The following is a 21477-nucleotide window of genomic DNA, read 5'->3' on the forward strand; positions in this document are numbered from 1 at the left end:
GAGTCTAGACTAGGTAGTAGCCACCAATTATGACCAATATTTCAACTCAAACTCTATCGGTGAATCACCATTCAAGTATGTGCGAACCCTTTCTTTGTTATATTCCTTTTTCAAGATAGCAAAGAAGCTCTATACTACAGCATTATCTCAGCAATACCTTTCTTGCTCATGCTACCATCTAACTGATGTGTCGAGCATAGGCCACCGTCAGCTGATAGACAACCGGGATTAAAACAGTCTATCAACTCTCTTCAACGTTGTTTACTGCCAAACACCTATATTAATAGGCGTTTGGCTTGAAACTTCATAGTTTTCGGGTGTAAAGACAGATACTTCCTGTATGACGCCCACCATCTTCAGGGATCAAGGACTTTCTTCCTAGAGATAAGTTGCTGTCACTGCCACAATAATCTAAAGTTATTCTAACACCATCCCGACTACCTTTAACGCTAATATCATCATAAAACATGTGTTTTGATGTTTCAAACTTGCAATTATTGGTCATACATGCTAATTTAAATCCTACACTACGAATATTATATCCATTCGGTCGCATACTTCCAGTCATTTCTGTTTTTAAATAGAAGGGAAAGTAAGCTCCATTGATATCTAGGGTAATTGGAATATAGAATTCAGTTTTGCCATCCGCTGTGATCTCTTTATGATAGGAAACCCTAAAAACAGATTTCATGCCAAGCATATTAATATTAACGACGCCTAAATTACGACCATCAAAGTTTGTATCGAGTGTCTCGCTAATATTTGCTCCGGGTGTTGTAATACCAATACCGTTGATAAAGTCATTTGCAGTGGTAGTCACCTCGGCACCATATACGACGAAGTTAACTGGCAATTCTTTGTTACCAATACGTGATAAATACCATTCTTTGCCTTTGTCATCTAAATTTTCAATATATCCATAAAGGGGGTATCCAGATGCTATACTGTTTTCGGTTCTTAATTTGTTGACTGTGCTCTTACAGGATAACTTACCATCAATATTAAGCAGTGATGTAGTTATTGCACTATTATAATCACAATCATCCTTTTGTACATCAAGAATTGAACTAACTTCTTGCCCGACACCATTTAAACATGAAGCACCTATCGTTTTAACTATACCTTGACCTTTACCAGCCGTTCCTTCATAAGTAAGACTTAGCAAATTACATGCCATATTCTTAAAATTGTCAGAAGGCAATTGTAAGCGTTCAGCCCCATAAATATCTTGATAGACATTGATATAGTGGGTTTTAAATTTATTGGTTATAAAATTACGATAGCTCTTATAGCGAATTGAAATATCTTTAATTTTACAGTTATATTGCTCCTCTGCTGTACCTAGGTTACAAGCACTATCCAATTTCTCTGTAGGAACTACTTTACCTTTAAAATATGGGTATTTGTATTCCAGAAATAGCGCATTTTTTTGGATTAGTTCGGCATCAGCCAAAACAGCCTGAAGCTCAAGGTTATAATCGTTCAAAATTAGATTATGGGCTCTACGTAATGGAATAACATTTACCCCATCTTTAACATTTGTTATGTACTGAGAATCAACTGATTTAAGAAACTCATCAATATTAGTAATTGCTTTATCCATAACTATCTGATCAACCGCAGTTTGAATTTCTTTTAAACTTTTTATATTAAAAATCCCATCCCCGGTATTTGCAGCATATAATATAGTTAATTGATCAAAGGTTAATTTCGGGGATACTTCGGTATTTTTATAAATATACGAATCAAGATCTAAAGAGCCTAAGGTATTTCTTAAGACATTGGCGGTAACGTTAATAGTATTAATATTATTCTGTAACATGCGAATTTCTGATTTGGCATCTGCTTTTTGCAATTGATCCGATATGGATTTTAGATAGTTATTTATCTGATCATCTTTAGATAATTCTTCTGCCTGAATTTGTCTTAATGAGGTAATTAAGGCATTCATTTCAGCTAAAGCATTTTTGCTTCCATTAACCTTAGACAGAAACTCCATTACAGCAGATAAATGCCCGATTTTCTTGGAGATATCATTAATTGAGCCTCCCGATACAAAACTCACCAGTGCATCTAGCACCATCTGCACATTTCCAGATTCATTTCCGGATTTTTTAATTGATTCAGTCAGTTTTTTTATTGTTTCAGCCATTTGGGCAAATGAGGCTTTATTGCTTAACTCTAGGATTTTGGCAATACTTGCTTGATAATCAGCAATACTTTTGTTCACAGGGATATTTACCGCTTTTGCTTTAATTGTATTTACCATTTTTGTAACGACTATTGTTGGAGAAGTTCCATTTTCTAACAGATAATTATAGTAAAAATATATCATTTCATTTAAGTCATACTTCCCACTATAGCCTGCATTTCTTGCTGCTTTATCAAAAGCGTCCCGGATGAGTAGCTCATCAATCTCATCACTACTATTCATCATTTGAGGTCCTAAGTAAGTCCGTTTTATGAAAGTGCCAGTACTAGTTGCATCAAGAATCAAATTAGTGCTGTCCGCCGCACTGCTTACATAAAATAATCCCCCAGCTATAATTTTGCCATCCTGTGACAATTCTAATGCGTATTCATCAGCCGGAAGCCTACTTTTATCAATGTTGACTTTACAACCTTCATAACTACTACCGCAAACTACATTTGCTTCATATACAGTGGTAAAGGCATTATCAGAAACTTTGAGAACTTTTAAATTATATAAAGTATTTGGTCTTTTATTTGATTCTGCAGCATAAAACTGTGGCCCTACTAACAGTGAGTCTGCAAAATCAATTTTATATCCTTGTGCGGCGTAAAACCGGGTTAGCTCAGTCCTTTTAGCATCTGCCAATTTTTGAGCTTTAATTTGTATTTCTGTATTATCTGATGCTAAAGACTTTCCGCCGCCAACCCCATTACCATTACAAGCACTAAGGCTAACGACAATTATAAATGATAACGCAACTGTCTTAACATGCTTTTTTAAAATATTTAACTTCATAATGTTTTCCTTTTAAACAAACTGCCTACAGGATTGATATTTTTCCATTCAAACCCCATTGCAAATAGTATTTTAGTAAAATTAACTTATACAAGTCAATGTCGGCTAGTCACACTATAGGAAGGTTAGAATACCCAATTTGTTGTGCTTCATACAAATTAAGCAAATTATCTATTTTACGAAATGAAGTTTTGCATTTTTGTCTTTTATATTTTTAATGATTCAAAAGATAGCTTTGCTTAGGCTGCTTGCTGTACCGTATCTACAATTAAACTAGTAATGCGAACTTGGGATAAGGTAATGTGAATAAATAAAAGAATCCATCATGCTCTAAATTGTTAAAATGAATTTCTCACAAAACAAGTAACAATGACGGAAGCAATGATGGATTTAGTAGAATTATACGTAATAATAGATGATTTTTGCAAACAATTTATGGCCAAAGTACTTTTTGGATTGCCGGATATAAATCTTAAATACAGCCGTATCATTAGGAAATGACCGCTTATTTTTTACCACTTTATGCAAAGTCATATTCAATGATTCAATGGCACGGGGAATATAAATTGCTTTCCGACTTTAGTATAGCCAAATAAAGTATTTAATGATTCCAACGATTGTACCATGATTTGCTTATAGCCGGATATTTTACATCCCATTTTTTAGCAAATTCATCAAGATTATCCAAGGCTAATTCTTCTGTATCTGCCGAATAGATCATTTTTAAAGTTCAGGAACAATCGGAACTTACCCTTTATATTTCAAGGCTTCCTTGAATGTTTCTATTTCAGTGAAAGCCGCCTTCTACAATTATTAACTAAAAAGCTCAAGAAACCCCTCTAGTTCATCAACGCTTGCATAATTAATCGTGATTTTGCCATGTCCACCACGATTATGTTTGATATTAACCATCATGCCAAGTTTATCGGCAATAGTTTCTTCTAATCTTGCAATATCTGGATCTTTTTTAGTTTTATCACGAATAATCTCAGTCCCAAATTTTTGTTCGTGCAAGATTCGTGAGACTTTATTTTCAACTTCGGCGGTAGTATATTTTTTGAGAATTATTTCATTAGCTAATTCAAGCTGTTTTTCCATAGATAGCGGCAATAATGCTCTGGCATGCCCCATGTCCAGTTTACGTTGCATAAGATAATCCAGTACTTCCGGACTAAGGTTTAATAAGCGTAAGATATTTGAGATATTACTACGTGACTTACCAGTAACACTAGCTAAAGCTTCGTGAGTTAGACCAAATTCATCAATCAACCTTTTATAGCCCTGAGCCTCTTCAACAATATTCAGGTCTTTACGCTGAATATTCTCAATCAGAGATACGGCTAGTGCCTCTTCATCACTAAAATCACGGACAATAGCCGGAATAACTTCAAGCCCAGCAATCTGACTTGCCCGCCAGCGCCGTTCACCAGCAATTAACTCGTAGCGATCTTTGCCAACTAATCTAACTATTACTGGCTGAATTAGTCCATTATGCCGAATTGACACCGCTAACTCTTCCAAATCTTCCTGATCAAAAACCTGCCTTGGCTGATATTTACCAGGCTGAATCTTATCAATTTTAAGTTCGGTAAGTCCACTTTGATTAGTTACTACCTCGGAGGTATCTTTTTGCTTGATATCAATATCAGCCTTTGCTGCTGATAATAATGCATCAAGACCACGTCCTAATCCTTTTACTTTTGCCATATAATTTCTCTATTTTAGCTTATTTAATAACTCTTTGGCACAACGAATGTATGCCTGTGCACCAACTGACTCAGAATCCAAAGCAACTGCAGATAATCCATAGCTTGGTGCTTCTGCCAAGCGTACTGTCCTTGGAATACTAGCATAAAAGACTTTTTCGTCAAAATACTCAACCAACTGTGCTGAAACCTGCTGGGCAAGATTATTTCTCTTATCATACATCGTCCGGATAATGCCTAATAACTGAAGTTCTGGATTTAATTTTGACTGGATTCTGGCAATCGTATTTAATAAGTCGGTAAGCCCTTCTAATGCATAATATTCACACTGTAAAGGTACTAGAATATGCTTTGCTGCAGATAACGCATTTATTGTCAGTAAACTTAATGATGGCGGACAATCAATCAATATAACATCATAATTTGCAGCAACTTTACTTAGTGCATTCCGTAGCCGAAATTCACGATTATCCAGATCTACCAACTCAATTTCTGCACCAGCAAGATTACGATTTGCACCAAGAAGATCAAAACCACATTCTTTCGCTGCAACAGTAGCTTCTGAAACTGGAACATCATTAATCAGAACATCATAAACACTATACTTTAAATTATTTTTATCAACCCCAGCACCAGTAGTTGCATTGCCCTGTGGATCGATATCAACAACCAACACCTTTTTTCTGAATAAAGATAAACTGGTAGCAAGATTAAGGACAGTAGTAGTTTTCCCTACACCACCCTTTTGATTTCCGACAACAATAATATTTTTCATAATTTTTTTATTTTCACCAATACGCGTGGTGCATCAAGATATGGCACCTGCAAATTAATAATTTCACTAGAATAATTATTTAATTTATCAGCCTCATTTGAAGCTTGCTGTGATTTCATCGCTAAATAGTAGCCTGAATCATTTAATAAATGCTCAGTGAGCGAGATAAAAAGGCTTAAATCCGCAAATGCTCGCGAGGTAATGATATCAAACCGTTGTATATCATATTTCTCTACCCGGCTATTTACAATTTCAAGATTGGCTAATCTAAGTTCTATCTTTACTTGCCGCAAAAAAGCAATTTTCTTCGAATTACTATCAATCAAAGTAACATGAAGATTTGGTTTCATTATAGCAATAATTATACCTGGAACACCCATCCCACTACCAACATCAAGCACAAAGCCGTTATTATCTGGCAAATGCGGAACGATACTTAGCCCATCAATCAGATGGAGTATCTTAATCTGACGAGGGTTACTAATAGCTGTAAGACTATATACTTTATTCCATTTTATAAGCATGCTTGCGTATTGATTTAATGCAGATAATTGATTCTCAACAAATTCAATCCCTAGCTTATGAATAGCATCAATAATAATATCAGTCAACTTATACTCTATTTTGAATGGTTTAATTGATGATAATCTTCAAATTCACCAGATACTACGTAATACGGTTCATTGACAAATAATAACATCTCATGATCGCCACGCGAGTTACCATAGCCATAAGCGTAGTCAAATTTTAAACTATTTGACTCTAGATACTCTTTAATTCGTATGACCTTTTGCATAGCATAACAATTTGGCGTAGCCAATTTCCCGCTAGCAACTCCATTGACGATTTCAATTTCAGTCGCAATAACATCATCAATCTTATGAAGCTCAGCAAAAAAGCGTAAGTAAATTGCTAGATTAGCACTAACTAATATTATTCGATGCTTATGTTCACGATGCCACTCGAGTTTTGCATAAGTTTCAGGAACAAGATACTTATTTAGATGCGTAGTTGCAAAATTTTTTGCCTTAACAAGAATATCTTCTTCCTTCCACCCTTTTAAAATTATCGTCAATGTTCTTTGTTTTGCTTCCTGATTATCAATTTTTTTAAACAAATAGCAAATAACAACAGGAAATAGTCTTGGTAAATAGGCAATAAACTTTACTATACCAACACAATAGATAAGAAATGGAATAAGGGTATCTTTATTTGATAAAGTTCCATCAAAATCAAAATAGGCAACTATCTGGCAATCTTTACTCATTAATACTATCAATCTTTAGTTATTATCACCCATATGGGCAAGAAGTTCAGCCTGATGTTCTGCAATAAGCGCTCCGGTTAAGTCATCTAGATCGCCATCCATGATATATTCAAGCTTATAAAGAGTAAGATTAATTCGATGATCCGTCATTCGTCCCTGCGGGAAATTATAAGTCCGAATCCGCTCTGACCTATCACCGGAACCAACCAGGCTTTTACGCTCTGCCGCTTCCTTAGCTTGCTGTTCGCGTAACTGAACATCTTTTATCTTAGTTGCCAAGAGCGACATTGCACGTGCTTTATTTTTATGCTGAGATCTATCATCCTGACATTCAACCACAATCCCAGTTGGAAGATGGGTAATCCTGATTGCAGAATCAGTCTTATTTACATGCTGACCACCCGCACCAGAAGCACGGAAAGTATCAATTCTTAAATCAGCTGGGTTAATCTCTACCTCAGCGACCTCATCAGCTTCGGGCATAATCGCAACCGTACAAGCAGAAGTATGAACCCTACCCTGAGATTCTGTAACTGGTACACGTTGTACTCGATGCGCGCCTGATTCAAATTTAAGCCGTGCATAGACACCTGCGCCAATAATCCGGGCAATTATCTCTTTATAGCCTCCCAAATCGGAATCAGTGGCAGAAATAGTTTCAACCTGCCATCCCATCCGTTCTGCATATCTTGAATACATCCGAAATAAATCTGCCGAGAATAATGCTGATTCATCACCACCAGTACCAGCTCTAATTTCAAGATAAATACTTTTGTCATCATTGGCATCTTTAGGCAATAGAAGCTTCTGTAAATCAAGCTCTAATTGCTCAATTCGCTCTTTGGCACTACTAATTTCCGCTTGAGCAAAATCTTTCATTTCCGGATCAGATAATAGCTCTTCGGCAGTTTTCAAATCATCGGTAGATTTCTGATACTCTTTAAATTTATCAACAACTGGCGTTAACTCAGCATATTCTTTATTTAATTTGGTAAATTGCTGCATATCATCAGTTACTTCTGGAGTAGAAAGTAAATCAGATAACTCCTGTTGTCTTTTGGTCAAAATACTTAATTTATCAATTACACTTTGCTTCATATCAATTAATTAGCCTCTAATCCATATAGATAATTTACCAAATCAATCAAATTATCTTGTAGCTGTTCATTGCTGCTACATAATTTTACTGTTGGCATGTGTAGTAAGCGGTTAGTTAGCTGAATCGATAACTGGCGCATTACATCATTTGGTGATTCACCATTTAATAACTGTTTTTCTGCAGCAGCAAGGCTTTCTCTACGAATGGAATCACTATCATCACGTAGTCTTTTAATTAAAGGCGATAAGCCCCGCTTACGTTGCCATGCTCGGTAATCATCAAGTTTACCAGAGATTATTTCTTCTGCCGCAGCCGCAGCCAGCTTGCGTTTCTCAATACCAACATCAACCAATGCCGCAATATCATCTACTGTTACTAATTGTATATTCTGATGGTTTTTTAAATTCTTATCAGCAACAAGTGGCATTGATAAATCAATAATCAGCTTTGGAATATTATTTTCAATTTCAGTAAGTAAAATATTTTCGTTTATGAGTAGATGATTACTTGAGCAGCATAATACCAAAACGGCATAATCGCTCACGATTTCTGGTAACCGATTAAGATCAACGGCATTAGCATTAATCTTTACAGCAAGAGTCTCAGCATTAGCTAGAGTTCGGTTGACTACAGTCACTTGCCCCAGATTAAGATAATTGAAATGCGGTGCAATCTGTTGCATCATCTGCCCTGCTCCGACAAATAACACTTTGGAGTTGGGAAGCTTATTAAGAGCACTTTCAACTAAATTAGCAACAGCATGTCCCATCGAAATAGCCACATTATTGATTGAAGTATGGTAGCGCACTTCTTTCTCAATTGCTAATGCCATCTGAAATAAACCAGACAACTGACTACCAAGTGAGTCACTCTCAAGAGCAAGATCCATTGCCCCCTTTATCTGGGCAACAATTTCACTTTCGCCAAGCACCATCGAATCAAGCCCGGAAATCACGCGAAACAAGTGATGGGCACATTCTTCACCGTGCAAAATATAACTATGATTCCTAACTGTACGCGGACATACACTATGCATATCACATAAGGAATTAATCACAAAATCAATATCTTTTGCAGTACAATATAACTCGGTCCGATTACATGTCGATAACAGCAAAGCCTCATTTACAATGCCGGATTTTTTTAATCGTTTAAGAACATGGCTAACTTCTTCGCTAGCAAACGCCAAGCGATCCCGTAATTCAAAATCTGCTGTTTGATAATTAAGTCCAAAGACTACTGGTTGTAACATAAATATTTTCTATGTAATTTAATTTTTAATATTTTGATTAATCTGTTTAACAAAATCTGGGTTTATTGAACCACTTAAATAGCGCAACTGCACCCGAGCCATCAGATATTGATAACGCGATTGCTGATAAGTCTGGAAAGTCTGATAATAGTTTTTCTGGGAATTTACCAAATCGACACTATTTCGAACTCCAACCTGATAACCAAGCTGATCAGAGTCCAACTTAGTTTTTGCTGACTTCAATGCTGTCTGCTGGGCTTTAACAATACTTACGCCATTTTGTACTTGCCAGAATGTGTTACGAGTATTCTGATCAGTTTGCCGTTCTACGCTAACCATTTGCTGTTTTGCAGCAACAAGATTGGCACGAGCCTGACGCACTTGGGCATTAACCCCGCCACCCTGATATACAGGCACATTTAACTGAGCACCAACACCACCAACAGAGTAACTAGATAATGGTGTACCAGGAACATTACTGCCATCATTACTGGTATTTAGAGTACTACTATCAAGATTTCCAGTTCCCTGGTACTGATAATTACCAACAACATTAACCGTCGGTAAATGTCCAGAGATAGCAATATTTACATCTTCATCAGCCATGGCAACTTGCTTATCCGCTACGCGTACATTTAGATTGCCAGATTCAGCCATTACCGACCAACTATCAGCATTAGCTGGTTTTGGGCTTTCGAGATTAATTGAATCTTTAATTGGCTGAATTTTCTCAGGATCAAGACCGGTTAAATTTCTGAAAATATTTTTCTTATTAATAAGCTCATTAGTTGCCTGAATTTCCTGTGCAGCAGAAGAGTCGTAACCTGCCTGTGCATCATTAACATCAGCAATAGTAACACTCCCCACTTCAAAAGCTCTTTTTGCCTGATTCATCTGCTTTTCTAGGGCTTCTTTAGTTTTTTGAATTGCAGTTAGTGTATCTTTGGCATACAAAACATCAAAATATGCCTGCGAAACTGTTACTAGCAACTGTTGTTTAGCATTCTCAAGCTGAAGCTCAGTTACCATTCCAGCATATTTACCCTTACTATAAGAAGAAAATTTGCTAAAATCAAATACAACCTGTGTAAGACTTGCACTGACAAGTCCCTGATTATATAAGGCATAATTGCCACTTTGATTGAAGTAATTTTCGCTTAAAGTCCCGGTAGCATTGATCTGTGGCAATAGCTTTGCCATAGCAATATTTTTTTGCTCCTGCCCCGCGTCATTACTGGCAATAGTTTTCAAATAATCTGCATTATAAGTTAACGCTTCCTGATAGGCAAAGGCAAGATCAAAAGCACTAACTTTATAACAAAGAACTGGGAGCAGTGCTATTAGTAGTTTCTTTTTCATTCAAATTTCCCCATCGGTGACACTTCACTAATCTTATATGTCCACGCGTATAGAGCAGGTAAAAAAATTAGAGTTAGTAAAGTTGCAATAAATAACCCTCCCATCATGGCAACAGCCATTGGTCCCCAAAATACGCTTTTAACCAGAGGAATCATTCCAAGAATTGCTGCGGCTGCAGTTAAAACAATTGGGCGGAATCTGCGAAGAACCGACATTTTTATTGCCTCAAGCGGAGTCTCGCCTGATTTTATGTCTGATTCAATTTGATCAATCAAAATAACAGAATTTCGCATAATAATTCCAAATAATGCGATTACACCCAATGTCGCAACAAAACCAAACGGACGATCAAGTAATATCAATGACAGAGTCACGCCAATCATTCCAAGCGGAGCTGTAGCAACAACAAGCATAGTCCGCTTAAAGCTGTTTAATTGTAGCATCAATAAAGTAAGAACCACAAGCGCCATAATTGGGTACATTTTGACTATCGGTCCATTAGCTTTAGCAGATGATTCAAGACTACCACCAATTTGGATATGGTAACCAAGAGGTAAAGTTTTTTCAAGCTCTTGTAATTTTGGATAAATCTGTAAAGCGACATCATTTCCTTCGGCACCATCAACAACATCTGCCCTAACGGTTACAGTTGGTACCCGATTGCGACGAAATTTCTTACCAGCTTCAGAAAAAAATTCGACTTTAGCTATTTGTCCCACTGGAACAAAAAAGTTATTTGCAGTCTGAATCATCATATTGGTAAGATTATTTACTTGCACCCGCTCGGTTTTATCCAGTTGAGCTATTAATGGGATCGTCTCATCTTTTTCAAAGTAATAGGTCATCGTAGAGCCAGATAATAGCATATTAATTTGCTGCTCAAGATCCGTTGAGGATATTCCTACCTGTTGCGCTTTACTCTGATTTACAACCACGCGCATTGAACGTAGATCCTCACCCCAGTCAACATTAACCCCAAGAGTGTTAGGATTCGCACGCATAATGCTTTCTACCTGTTCAGTAATTTGCATAACACGCTGTGAGTCTGGCCCAGAAACCCGGAATTGAACAGGATAGCCGACTGGAGCGCCCATTTCTAAGAGGTTTACCCGTCCACGAATATCAGGGAATTCATGTTTAAGTATGCCTTGAAGCTTTGCGCGTACCTTATCGCGCTCTTCTTCACCACCCTTAGTCATAACCAGTAATTGAGCAAAATTTGCATTTTGCTGCTGAACATCAAGGGATAGATAAAAACGAGGAATTCCCTGCCCAATAAAGGTAGTAACAGAAGAAACACCGCTTTCTTTCATCACAATTTTTTCTAATCGAATTGCCTGTGATTCAGCATTATAAATGGATGCTGATTGTGGCAACCACATATCAACAGTTAATTCTGGGCGATCAGAAGAAGGAAAGAACTGCTGGGCAACAAATAATTTAAACATAAAGAGTGCAAAAACAAATATACCAACAGTACCGATGACGACAATTTTTTTATGATTAATTACATTATTTAACAAATTTTTGAATTTATTATAAAATGGAGTCGCATACATATCACCGCCATGATGCTGCTCGCCCTTTTGCTTCAGCTTCTCTGCGGGCAAAAGATGAAAGCCCAAATACGGAGTAAAGATTACTGCCACCACCCATGAAACTACCAAGGAAATTCCCGTAACCGCAAACAAAGAGAAGACATATTCTCCAGTAGTTGAATCATTTAACCCAACGGGCAGGAATCCTGCTACTGTAATCAAAGTTCCCGACAGCATTGGAAAGGCAGTCGAGGTATAGGCAAAGGTAGCAGCCTGAAATTTATCATATCCTTCTTCAAGCTTCAAAACCATCATTTCTACAGCAATGATAGCATCATCAACCAATAGTCCCAGTGCAATAATAAGAGCACCAAGGGAAACCCGCTGTAAAGCAATTCCGTATATTTTCATTATCAAAAAAGTAACCGATAATACCAAAGGAATTGAGATCGCAACAACAATACCAGTTCTAAAACCAAGACTGATAAAGCTCACAATCAAGACTATCGCAATAGCTTCAAAAAGAGCTTCAACAAATTCATTTACCGCTTCTCTGACCACGTGAGGCTGATCACTTACAACTGCCTCGCTAACACCCACCGGAAGCTTACTTTTTATTTCCTTATAGCGAGCCTCAACCTCTTCACCAGTCCGTATCACATCCGCATTTTTATTTGGTACTACCCCCAGAAGGATAACTTGTTTACCATTATTTCTCACAAGAGTTTCTGGAGGGTCCTGAAACTCTCTTTTGACATCTGATATATCCCCAAGACGGAAAATTTTACCATTGACGGCAACGGGGAGCCCTTTCACATCTTCAAGCGTTGCAAAATTACCCGTAACCCGGACAGGAATATCATCGCCTTTAGTAGTGAAACTACCAGATGCATTAACGGCATTTTGTGACTGAATCGCAGTTAAAACCTGTTGTAAGCTGACCCCTAGTGAGGAAAGACGGCTACTCGAAAGGTTAACCGTGATCTGTTCAGTTTGATTACCAATCAGATCAACTTTCATGACACCACCAATAGTCAGAAACTCACGCTTTACATCTTCAATGATACGGCGTAATTCTTCATAATTGTAATCATTAGCACTAAACGCATAGATATTACTATAGGTATCGCCATATTCATCATTGAAAAATGGTCCTTGTATTCCAGAGGGCAACGTTGCCTTTATATCACTTATCTTTTTACGAACCTGATACCAAGAGTCGGTAACATCTTGTCCACGAATTGTATCACCAAGATTCACAGTAATTATTGCCGCTCCGGGAGTAATCTGTGAAGAAATATAATCAAGTGTAGACAATTCAAGTAATTTTTTCTCAATCTTATCAACCACCTGCTCTTCCATTTGAGCTTCAGTTGCCCCAGGCCACTTGACCGATACCAGCATTGCCTTGATAGTAAAATCAGGATCTTCTTTCTGATTCAGCTCGGTATAACTAAGAATGCCCATTACAAATAATATGACCAAAAAATATTTGACTAATGGCTGATTTTTTAATGCCCATTCAGATAGATTAAAATCTTTAAGCGACATGCAGAGATGACCTTTTAAGTATATTGTCGATAAAGTCCTTATTATAACAGATCTACCCCACGAGAAACATGCAACATTTTTACCTAAGCCATACAACAAATAATGTATAATAATAGTGTACTTATGTTCGTCAACTAGATATGAATTTACGTTAAAAGAGTCGGTATTGTTATCAACAGTTAAAGCAATATCGGGTCAAGCGCACTAAAAATCTAATTGACTTGAGCAGATAAATTCGACTATATAGAAACAAGGCTTGATAAATTTGATGAGAAAATTAGTATTCAGTTTAATGATAATCAGCAGTAGCACCTTCGCCTCCAGCACACAATGGCTAAATGCCAGTCAGTACTATTCAAAAAACAGCACCAGCAATCTGGCTTACCTGAAACAAACTAATCCTAATGATATAATAATAGGCTACTTCAATGCTGCGGCAAATCTGGCTTCAAACAATCCAGAACCAGCGGTTAATCTAGTCAACAAATACGGAGATGATAATTATTTTAGTGTAGATTTAATGCACCAACTCCTCACCTACTTTTTTAATAATCAAAGCTGGAAACAATACATCGCCGTCTATGATAATTTACCAACCAAGCAGGCTTCAGTTAATGAAACTTGTGGCTATGACACGGCAAATTTTGCTTTATCCAACGGAGTAACAGATAAAAGTAATTATAAATGGCTAACTAGTAATAAAATGCCTCTTTGGTGTGTATCACTAGTTGCATCAAGACTAAATGATGGCAGCCTTAGTAAAAGTTATTTACAGCCTTTTCTCTATAACCTCGTAAGTAATGGTCAAACCGCACAGTTCAATCAATTGGCAACGACCTTCAATTATGCCAAAGTTAATTTCTCCTCGAGTATCCCCGCTTCCAGCTTGAGTAACCGCTACCAGATAGTATATAGAATTACCAATCTAGCTATAAAAGATCCAGACCGGGCATATACTGAATTAGCTAATTCAGGTGCAGACAAATTTACCAGACAGTATTTATTTAATCAAATTGCGGCCAACTTGGCAGCAAAACAGATGTTCAGTTTAGCAAAAAAAGCCATCGACAATGGAAGTAATGATTACTTATCCGATGATGATTATGAGTGGCGCGTACGGACATATCTTGCGAGTAGCAGCTGGCAGGATGTCCTTGACACCATAGATTCGATGCCAACAAAGTTACAAGAAAAATCAACTTGGCGATACTGGAAAGCATACTCACTAAGTAGCTTAGGGGATAAAAATGCCGCCAAAGAAGAACTTCAGAAAATTCCTAGTGATTATAGCTATTACTCACTACTTGCTCAATCTGAATTACATAAGTCACCAGACATAACAGCTAACCCACCCAGTGGCAAATTATCGAGCATTGACTATGCTGAGGATGCAAGTATAAGTTTTAATTTATACACAATTGGCAAAAAGAATGGAAATGCTTACTTAGTGAGACTTGCAACTCAAAGTCTTTATTATATAATTGGCAAATCCAATGAACGTGATATCGGTATTATTAGTAAAACTGCATTAGATATGGGTTGGAATGAAATGGGTATCTATGCAGGGAATAAATGTGGCTCAAAATATGCCAGTCTGAGTTTCCCGATTCTCTTTAGCCAACAGTATAAACGCTATAGCCAATCATACAATATTAGCATGAGCTACCCAATGGCAGTTACTAGACAAGAAAGCCGTTTTAACCCTAACGCCTTAGCCGCTGATGGTGGTGTAGGTTTAATGCAAATCATGCCAGGTACTGCAAGTTATATTGCCAAGAAAACTGGCTCAAGTAACTGTTACAAAAACTATGATTGCAATATAAAATTTGGTTCATGGTATTTAGGACACTTATATGATAAATTTGGCAACAATATTATCTATTCTACTGCGGGATATAATGCAGGTCCGGGACGTGCACACCGCTGGCAACAGGCATTTAATAGTTTAGATAATCGAGTACAGATTGAACTGATTCCATTTAAGATCACTCGAGATTACGTACAGAAAGTTCTCACCAACAAGATTGTTTATGATGCCAGACTAAGTAATAGCAAACAAGTTGATCTGATTGACTATCTAAACCGTATGAATACCAAAGACTCTACCTATATCATCGATGATGATAATAATATCGGTGATGGTTCTGTAGTTCAATAAAGCAATGAAAATTTATAGAGTTGGTGGTTATGTTCGTGATACATTGCTCGGTCTAACCCCAACAGATTGTGATCATGTCGTAGTAGGATCAACACCTGAAGAAATGCTCTTGCAGGGATATGTGCAGGTTGGAAAATCTTTCCCGGTTTTCCTCCACCCAAAAACGCATGAAGAATACGCACTTGCCCGAAGTGAAATAAAAATTGGGAATAAGCATCAGGACTTTGCCATTAATGCCCACCCAAAGATTACACTAGAAGAAGATTTATCGCGTAGAGATCTTACAATTAATGCAATTGCCGAGGATTCAGCGGGAAACCTGATAGACCCGTATAACGGAATTAAAGATCTTCGGGAAGGTATTCTCAGACATATTTCTCCAGCATTTAAAGATGACCCGCTGCGAATTCTAAGAGTTGCCCGATTTTCTGCAACACTTGGTTTTTATGTAGCACCAGAAACAATGTTATTATTGAAAGAAATGGCTAATCAAAAAGCAGGGTTGCATGTCAGCCGGGAAAGAATAGTGCGCGAGCTTGAATTAGCATGTGCTGGCAAATTCTCAAACAATTTCTTCAGTATCTTATCTGAAAGTGGCAATTTGGAGGTTTTTTTTCCAAATCTGTTATTAATACCAACTTCGTTCGGACTTGATAAACTAACTTATTTTTTGCATAAAGCTACAACAACACTGCAAAAATATACAAGCTTAGCAATACTGTGCGCAAGAGCTCACGAAAAAATAAGATTAATGACTTTGAATAAAAGCCAGATTAATTATATCCACTATACTCAGTATATCTATGACAATCTCACCATCAATCCAGACTGTCACAAAATTTTAGAGCTATTAAAAAGAGTCCGAGCCTTACGCAACTTGGAAGAGTTTAGAAAAATTGTCAATAATTTAGAATGGTATCTAAGTACAGACCATACAGAAGAATGGAAAATACTTGAATTAAAGATACTATTAGCTTCTGCGAAGGAGTTAAGCCATATTCCAAAACAACTAACAAATAGCAAAATAGCAAACCATGATATAATTGAGCGCATTTATAAATGGCAATTAGAAACAATTAATAATGTCAAGGCAAGCATATGTTAAGCACTCAATATATAGACCACATTAATACGCTTCTTGAGATTTTTCTGATTTGCGGAGTTACCGCCTGTTCCATCAGCGGCGCACTGCGCGCAATAGACTCAAGAATGGATATTACCGGAGCACTATTACTGGCTTTTGTAATTTCCAATGCCGGTGGAACATTTCGGGATCTTATTTTAAATGCTCCAGTATTTTGGATAAAAAGTCATTTTTACATCTGGCTAAGTATTGCGATTGGAGCTGCAACGTTCATTCTCTGTTCCTTTAATACTAGGCTGTTAACCAGCCGAACCTTAAATAAACTGGTTCTTATCACTGATGCCATCGGATTAGGGGTGTTCTGTCTTGCTGGAATTGAAAAATCTTTTCTAATGGGACAAAATTTCTCAATTGCTATCATAATGGGTATATGGACAGCTGTTGGAGGTGGAATCATTGCCGATGTAATTGCTAACCGGGTTCCGTTAGTATTCTCCAGTGAGTTGTATATTACAGTGTCACTACTTGGAGGAATTCTTTATATAGCTTTAGGCAGTATGATGCTTCATGCTCTGGCAGCATTTATTGCGGTATTATTTATGGTTGCATTAAGAATACTAAGTGTAAAATATGGCTGGAAACTACCTATAATTAAAACCTGAGCTAAATTTTCATTAAAAGCACAAATAATAAAAAATTTATAAAAGCAGCTGATTTACATAAAAAATTTGGATTCTATAGCTTTTTGTCGCAGTATTTTTAGCATTTCATAACAGCAACTTATGAAAATCTTGTTTTTTTTTAGCAAATTCAATTTGACAGAGCCTACAGGCTTTGGTATAACTATGTCTGTATATGTTTTTAATTAATTTTTTGGAGCATTTTATGAACAAGGCAGAACTAATTGAAGCGATAGCAAAAAAAGCAGACATTTCTAAAGTAAAAGCTGGTGAAGCTATTGATGCTTTTGTAGATAGTGTAACTGCAGCACTAAAATCTGGTGATACAGTAACTCTAGTTGGTTTTGGTTCATTCTCTACTGCTGCTCGTGCTGCTCGTGTTGGTCGCAACCCTAAAACAGGTAAAGAGATCAAGATTGCAGCAACGGTTACTCCTAAGTTTAAACCAGGTAAATCTTTGAAAGAAGCTGTTGCATCTGGGAAAAAGAAATAATTTAAAATTTCTTTTGTAAAGATGCTATTTTTAGCATCTTTTTTTATTTCAAAATAGATATTAACGCAATATGGTAAGGGTCAATGAAACAAATTTATACAATATCTATTCTTATTAGCCTAATGCTGGGCTTAAGTAGTTGTGCAACCAAATCTAGCAGTAAATCATATAAAGGGAAAAAAAGTAGTGTCCCTAAAGTACCAGCCAAGCAAATTCCAGGTGGAACTACAGATAATTGGCGATATTTGGGAACTAGTCAAGATGGTCAAATTGCAGTCGAAGTTAGTGAATCCAGCATTACCAAAACTGATAATAAAGTAAAATTTCAGGATCGTAAAACGATTACGAACAGCCCCCCTAAAACATCAAGTGGCGCACTTGGTAATTATAAATACAGTCTATCATGGTGGAATATGGACTGTGCAACAAAACAATACTATATTGCAAATACTGCCATTTATGATGATTTTGGCAAATTAATTAAAATTTATAGTTTTAATAGCACGCAACCAATAAATATTAGTAGTGGTTCAATTGCAGAACTACAATATAATTATGTTTGTCAGGATAAAAATCGGCAAATCGGCTATTGATAATTCTATTCAACCGGAAAATTAAAAAAAGTCTCGGGATATGGCTCTTCACGCAAGGTAAAATGCCACCATTCACTATCCAGATGGCGAAAACCAGCTTCATTCATTAAGCTCTTTAGTAACAAGCGGTTAGCGCGTGCTTGTGGTGATATAGCAAGGTAATCCGGATGTGATGCAGGGCTAAAACAGTCAAACCCAGTGCCAAAATCAAGACTATTATCAGCAGGTCGCTGCTTTATGTTCAAATTACAATTACTTAATTTATTATTAGTCGGATAAGGAGGTATTATGCTATTTAATGGAACAATAGTAAGATCTAGCGTACTCCCCCTGCTATGCCCAGATTGATAGGCAATATAGTTTCCACGAAAAAGATTTTTCTTATCAACCGCAGGATAAAATACCTGTTTCATTTTTGTATCACCAATTGACTCTGCCCAAACAACAAAGCTATCTACTGCATTTTGCGGGCGATAACAGTCATAAACCTTAAAAGTTAATCCTAATTGAACCAACTTATCTTCAGCCTTTTTCAATGCTAATGCAGCTTTCCGAGTCAAAAGACATACTGGCTTCTTATAATCAACAATAGGCTTACCAACAAAATTATAACTACCAAAATAACGCATGTCTACCTGAATCTCAGGAATAACATCCTTTACATTGATCATATCACTAGGACGTTTATCCACTATTGAAATATAAGCATCATCCTCTGCATAAATATTATAACTAGTACACAATAAGAATAGAAATAAACATCTTCTGCTTAATTTATTGTTCAATTAATGCTGCCCCCTAAAAAAAACCATCTACAAAAATTTTACCATATAATACTTGCCATTTATAACTAAACATTCTCCCGATATTCAGCAGATATGAGTAAATACTTTCTCATACAATCATCAATAAACTCCCTGAATTTTATAAATCTCGCATCACTATCTTCAATGTTTTTAAGTAAATAAAAATTAATATAACCAAAATAATATTCTGGTAGAATCCGAATGAATTCACCACAATCTAGTTCACTTTTTATATACTCTTCTGGCATGGCAGCAATATAATCTCCATTTTTTATAATTATCTTGGCATGCATATAATTACTAAGGTGAATATTACTTTTAATCTTAATATTTCCTATTTTAATATTATCAGACTCTCTAAACATCGATAACTCATTAAACATGGTATTACTTGCCACTGACTGACAAAGAAAATTATGTTTATCAACACTGGTAAAATCGGATAGCAGCCCGAAATTATCTATATACTTACGGGAACAGCACAAAATAATTTTAACTTTATGAATAATTCTCAATTTCTGAGTTTGTTGTCGTGGAACATGCGAGGTTATTACAATATCATAATTTTCTTTTAACATATTAACTTCATTATGATGAAAATGAAGTTTTAACCTAAGCTTGGGATTTTTCCGAGCAAATTCACTAATATGTGGACTAATTGCATAACGGGAAAATGTTATTGGTAACGCAACATGAAGTTTACCCTGAATAGTTTCATCAGCATTATTTAGAAACCCCAATAAGCGACTAACTTCGCCATTATAACCCTTGAAAAGACTATATAACTTTTCACCATGTTCAGTCAGTTCAAATTGACGAACATTTCTTTTAATGAGGATTAAACCTAGCTTCTTCTCAATTTGCTGAATTTTACGACTAACAGTGGATTGATTGATATCCAAATGTCGAGCAACTTCGGTAAAACCACCACGATTTACCAAATCTATAAAAATCAGGATTTCATCATACATATAACCACTTTCTTTCCCTACTTATGCAAAATTTGATTCAATTTTAGTCAATAGAGTTCTTTCATAACCCATTATTTCATTCTTAGACTAGGGGATAAGGACTTTGAGAAACGGAGTGTACACGTACGTAAGTACATGAGTATCGCAGAAGTCTTTATGACAACGTATAAGAGTTAAAGAAGCAGGTTAGGAAAGAGGTCTAATAGTCAATCTATCTAAACACTCTTTAATAAATTGATAAAATAACTGATAACGTCTGTCACTTTCTTTAATATTACTGATTAAATAATAGTCAACATAACCAATATTATAATCAGGCAACAACCGAATTATTTCACCAGTGGCAAGCTCTTCCCGAATAAAATCTTCTGGTAGCCCAGCAATAACAGTACCAGATAACACGAGCATTTTAGCATGCAAAAAATTATTAACCGCTAGCCGCGCTGGCATTGAAACCCTGATTTCATCACCAGTTTTTTCATTATAAATAATTGTCGTTCCCGGTTTAGTATCTTCCTGTAAAATCGGCGTTACAATTATATGCTTGCCTTCATCTATCAACTGATTAGCGGTATTTCGATTTAATGGTTCAAATCCAGATAGAGTTCCGTATTTTTTTATGTACTCTTTAGAACAGCAGATAATACCCTTACTACTATGGATTTTATGTGGTTTTAATGAAACTCCACGCGGAAGAAAAGAGACTATTGCCAAATCAATTGCTTCCTTCACCATATTTATTTCAGAGTAGCGGTAGTAAATATTAAGATTAAATCTAGGATTGTTCCGAATAAACTCGCCAAGATAAGGGGTAATTGCATAACTTGCAAATGCCACTGGCAATACCACATTCAGTGTCCCGGAGACATTTGTCGTTTCCTGGTAAAGTTTGGACAGCAGCTCTTCAACGTATTGTTCCTGCCCCCTAAAATTATCATAAAGAACTTTCCCTTTTGGGGTAAGCTCAAACTGTCTGGTATTTCGTTTGATAAGTATGGTATCTAGTTCTTTCTCTAGTGCTTTTATTCGCCGACTAACCGTAGACTGGTTTATCCCTATATATTTGGCAACCTCCGCAAAACCACCAGAATCAACAAGTTTGACATAAAGAAAAATATCTTCAAGCATATTATTCCAATAAATTATACTTTAACCA

General features: G+C 36.4%; 18 protein-coding genes. 5 read left to right on the forward strand and 13 right to left on the reverse strand.

What is annotated here, in order from left to right; translation table 11 throughout:
- Window positions 1-304: 304 nt before the first annotated feature.
- The 10 genes from CUN60_RS10515 to CUN60_RS10555 form a co-directional block, all read right to left on the reverse strand.
- The gene (locus tag CUN60_RS10515; protein WP_102951998.1) at window positions 305-2989 is read right to left on the reverse strand and encodes a coiled-coil domain-containing protein; all 2685 of its coding nucleotides are present in this window, start codon (window positions 2987-2989) and stop codon (window positions 305-307) included.
- 601 nt (window positions 2990-3590) lie between these two features.
- Entirely contained in the window at window positions 3591-3710 is a 120-nt protein-coding gene (locus tag CUN60_RS12995; protein WP_158649392.1) for a hypothetical protein, read from the reverse strand.
- A gap of 92 nt (window positions 3711-3802) precedes the next feature.
- Entirely contained in the window at window positions 3803-4696 is an 894-nt protein-coding gene (locus CUN60_RS10520; protein ID WP_102951999.1) for a ParB/RepB/Spo0J family partition protein, read from the reverse strand.
- A gap of 9 nt (window positions 4697-4705) precedes the next feature.
- Window positions 4706-5473: a ParA family protein gene (locus CUN60_RS10525; protein WP_279639067.1), complete on the reverse strand. Its 768-nt coding sequence runs from the start codon at window positions 5471-5473 to the stop codon at window positions 4706-4708.
- On the reverse strand, window positions 5467-6081 hold the full coding sequence (rsmG, locus tag CUN60_RS10530; protein WP_158649393.1) for a 16S rRNA (guanine(527)-N(7))-methyltransferase RsmG: 615 nt from the start codon (window positions 6079-6081) through the stop codon (window positions 5467-5469). The genes CUN60_RS10525 and rsmG overlap by 7 nt, the downstream gene beginning before the upstream one ends.
- Window positions 6082-6089: 8 nt before the next feature.
- Window positions 6090-6737, reverse strand: a complete 648-nt coding sequence (locus tag CUN60_RS10535) for an HAD-IB family hydrolase (RefSeq protein ID WP_102952002.1) — start codon at window positions 6735-6737, stop codon at window positions 6090-6092.
- 15 nt (window positions 6738-6752) lie between these two features.
- Window positions 6753-7835 (reverse strand): peptide chain release factor 1, encoded by a 1083-nt coding sequence (gene prfA, locus CUN60_RS10540; protein ID WP_102952003.1) that lies wholly within the window; start codon window positions 7833-7835, stop codon window positions 6753-6755.
- 5 nt (window positions 7836-7840) lie between these two features.
- Window positions 7841-9088: a glutamyl-tRNA reductase gene (gene hemA, locus CUN60_RS10545; protein WP_102952004.1), complete on the reverse strand. Its 1248-nt coding sequence runs from the start codon at window positions 9086-9088 to the stop codon at window positions 7841-7843.
- Window positions 9089-9106: 18 nt separating this feature from the next.
- Window positions 9107-10447 (reverse strand): TolC family outer membrane protein, encoded by a 1341-nt coding sequence (locus tag CUN60_RS10550; protein ID WP_102952005.1) that lies wholly within the window; start codon window positions 10445-10447, stop codon window positions 9107-9109.
- On the reverse strand, window positions 10444-13536 hold the full coding sequence (locus tag CUN60_RS10555; protein WP_102952006.1) for an efflux RND transporter permease subunit: 3093 nt from the start codon (window positions 13534-13536) through the stop codon (window positions 10444-10446). The genes CUN60_RS10550 and CUN60_RS10555 overlap by 4 nt, the downstream gene beginning before the upstream one ends.
- A gap of 268 nt (window positions 13537-13804) precedes the next feature.
- Here CUN60_RS10555 and CUN60_RS10560 point away from each other — a divergent pair, with 268 nt between their 5' ends.
- The 5 genes from CUN60_RS10560 to CUN60_RS10580 all read left to right on the forward strand — a co-directional run bounded on the left by CUN60_RS10560 (window position 13805) and on the right by CUN60_RS10580 (window position 18544).
- Window positions 13805-15694, forward strand: a complete 1890-nt coding sequence (locus CUN60_RS10560) for a lytic transglycosylase domain-containing protein (protein WP_102952007.1) — start codon at window positions 13805-13807, stop codon at window positions 15692-15694.
- A gap of 4 nt (window positions 15695-15698) precedes the next feature.
- Window positions 15699-16799, forward strand: a complete 1101-nt coding sequence (locus CUN60_RS10565) for a hypothetical protein (protein ID WP_102952008.1) — start codon at window positions 15699-15701, stop codon at window positions 16797-16799.
- Entirely contained in the window at window positions 16793-17440 is a 648-nt protein-coding gene (locus CUN60_RS10570; protein WP_102952009.1) for a trimeric intracellular cation channel family protein, read from the forward strand. Before CUN60_RS10565 ends, CUN60_RS10570 begins: the two co-directional genes overlap by 7 nt.
- Before the next feature lie 223 nt (window positions 17441-17663).
- Complete coding sequence (locus CUN60_RS10575) at window positions 17664-17951, forward strand: HU family DNA-binding protein (protein WP_102952010.1); 288 nt, start codon at window positions 17664-17666, stop codon at window positions 17949-17951.
- 83 nt (window positions 17952-18034) lie between these two features.
- The gene (locus CUN60_RS10580; protein ID WP_102952011.1) at window positions 18035-18544 is read left to right on the forward strand and encodes a surface-adhesin E family protein; all 510 of its coding nucleotides are present in this window, start codon (window positions 18035-18037) and stop codon (window positions 18542-18544) included.
- Window positions 18545-18549: 5 nt separating this feature from the next.
- Here the strand turns inward: CUN60_RS10580 and CUN60_RS10585 are convergent, their stop codons facing one another.
- The 3 genes from CUN60_RS10585 to CUN60_RS10595 all read right to left on the reverse strand — a co-directional run bounded on the left by CUN60_RS10585 (window position 18550) and on the right by CUN60_RS10595 (window position 21449).
- Window positions 18550-19329, reverse strand: coding sequence for a M15 family metallopeptidase (locus CUN60_RS10585; RefSeq protein ID WP_102952012.1), 780 nt, complete (start codon window positions 19327-19329; stop codon window positions 18550-18552).
- A gap of 65 nt (window positions 19330-19394) precedes the next feature.
- Complete coding sequence (locus CUN60_RS10590; RefSeq protein WP_102952013.1) at window positions 19395-20321, reverse strand: LysR family transcriptional regulator; 927 nt, start codon at window positions 20319-20321, stop codon at window positions 19395-19397.
- 186 nt (window positions 20322-20507) lie between these two features.
- The gene (locus CUN60_RS10595; protein WP_102952014.1) at window positions 20508-21449 is read right to left on the reverse strand and encodes a LysR family transcriptional regulator; all 942 of its coding nucleotides are present in this window, start codon (window positions 21447-21449) and stop codon (window positions 20508-20510) included.
- Window positions 21450-21477 lie beyond the last annotated feature (28 nt).

Source organism: Aquella oligotrophica (genome assembly GCF_002892535.1).
Taxonomy (GTDB): Bacteria; Pseudomonadota; Gammaproteobacteria; order Burkholderiales; family UBA11063; genus Aquella; species Aquella oligotrophica.

Coding starts and splice junctions, on each gene's coding strand:
- CUN60_RS10515 (WP_102951998.1), bottom strand. CDS start 2,989: ATGAAGTTAAATATTTTAAAAAAGCATGTTAAGACAGTTGCGTTATCA.
- CUN60_RS12995 (WP_158649392.1), bottom strand. CDS start 3,710: ATGATCTATTCGGCAGATACAGAAGAATTAGCCTTGGATAATCTTGAT.
- CUN60_RS10520 (WP_102951999.1), bottom strand. CDS start 4,696: ATGGCAAAAGTAAAAGGATTAGGACGTGGTCTTGATGCATTATTATCA.
- CUN60_RS10535 (WP_102952002.1), bottom strand. CDS start 6,737: ATGAGTAAAGATTGCCAGATAGTTGCCTATTTTGATTTTGATGGAACT.
- prfA (WP_102952003.1), bottom strand. CDS start 7,835: ATGAAGCAAAGTGTAATTGATAAATTAAGTATTTTGACCAAAAGACAA.
- hemA (WP_102952004.1), bottom strand. CDS start 9,088: ATGTTACAACCAGTAGTCTTTGGACTTAATTATCAAACAGCAGATTTT.
- CUN60_RS10550 (WP_102952005.1), bottom strand. CDS start 10,447: ATGAAAAAGAAACTACTAATAGCACTGCTCCCAGTTCTTTGTTATAAA.
- CUN60_RS10555 (WP_102952006.1), bottom strand. CDS start 13,536: ATGTCGCTTAAAGATTTTAATCTATCTGAATGGGCATTAAAAAATCAG.
- CUN60_RS10560 (WP_102952007.1), top strand. CDS start 13,805: ATGAGAAAATTAGTATTCAGTTTAATGATAATCAGCAGTAGCACCTTC.
- CUN60_RS10565 (WP_102952008.1), top strand. CDS start 15,699: ATGAAAATTTATAGAGTTGGTGGTTATGTTCGTGATACATTGCTCGGT.
- CUN60_RS10570 (WP_102952009.1), top strand. CDS start 16,793: ATGTTAAGCACTCAATATATAGACCACATTAATACGCTTCTTGAGATT.
- CUN60_RS10575 (WP_102952010.1), top strand. CDS start 17,664: ATGAACAAGGCAGAACTAATTGAAGCGATAGCAAAAAAAGCAGACATT.
- CUN60_RS10580 (WP_102952011.1), top strand. CDS start 18,035: ATGAAACAAATTTATACAATATCTATTCTTATTAGCCTAATGCTGGGC.
- CUN60_RS10590 (WP_102952013.1), bottom strand. CDS start 20,321: ATGTATGATGAAATCCTGATTTTTATAGATTTGGTAAATCGTGGTGGT.
- CUN60_RS10595 (WP_102952014.1), bottom strand. CDS start 21,449: ATGCTTGAAGATATTTTTCTTTATGTCAAACTTGTTGATTCTGGTGGT.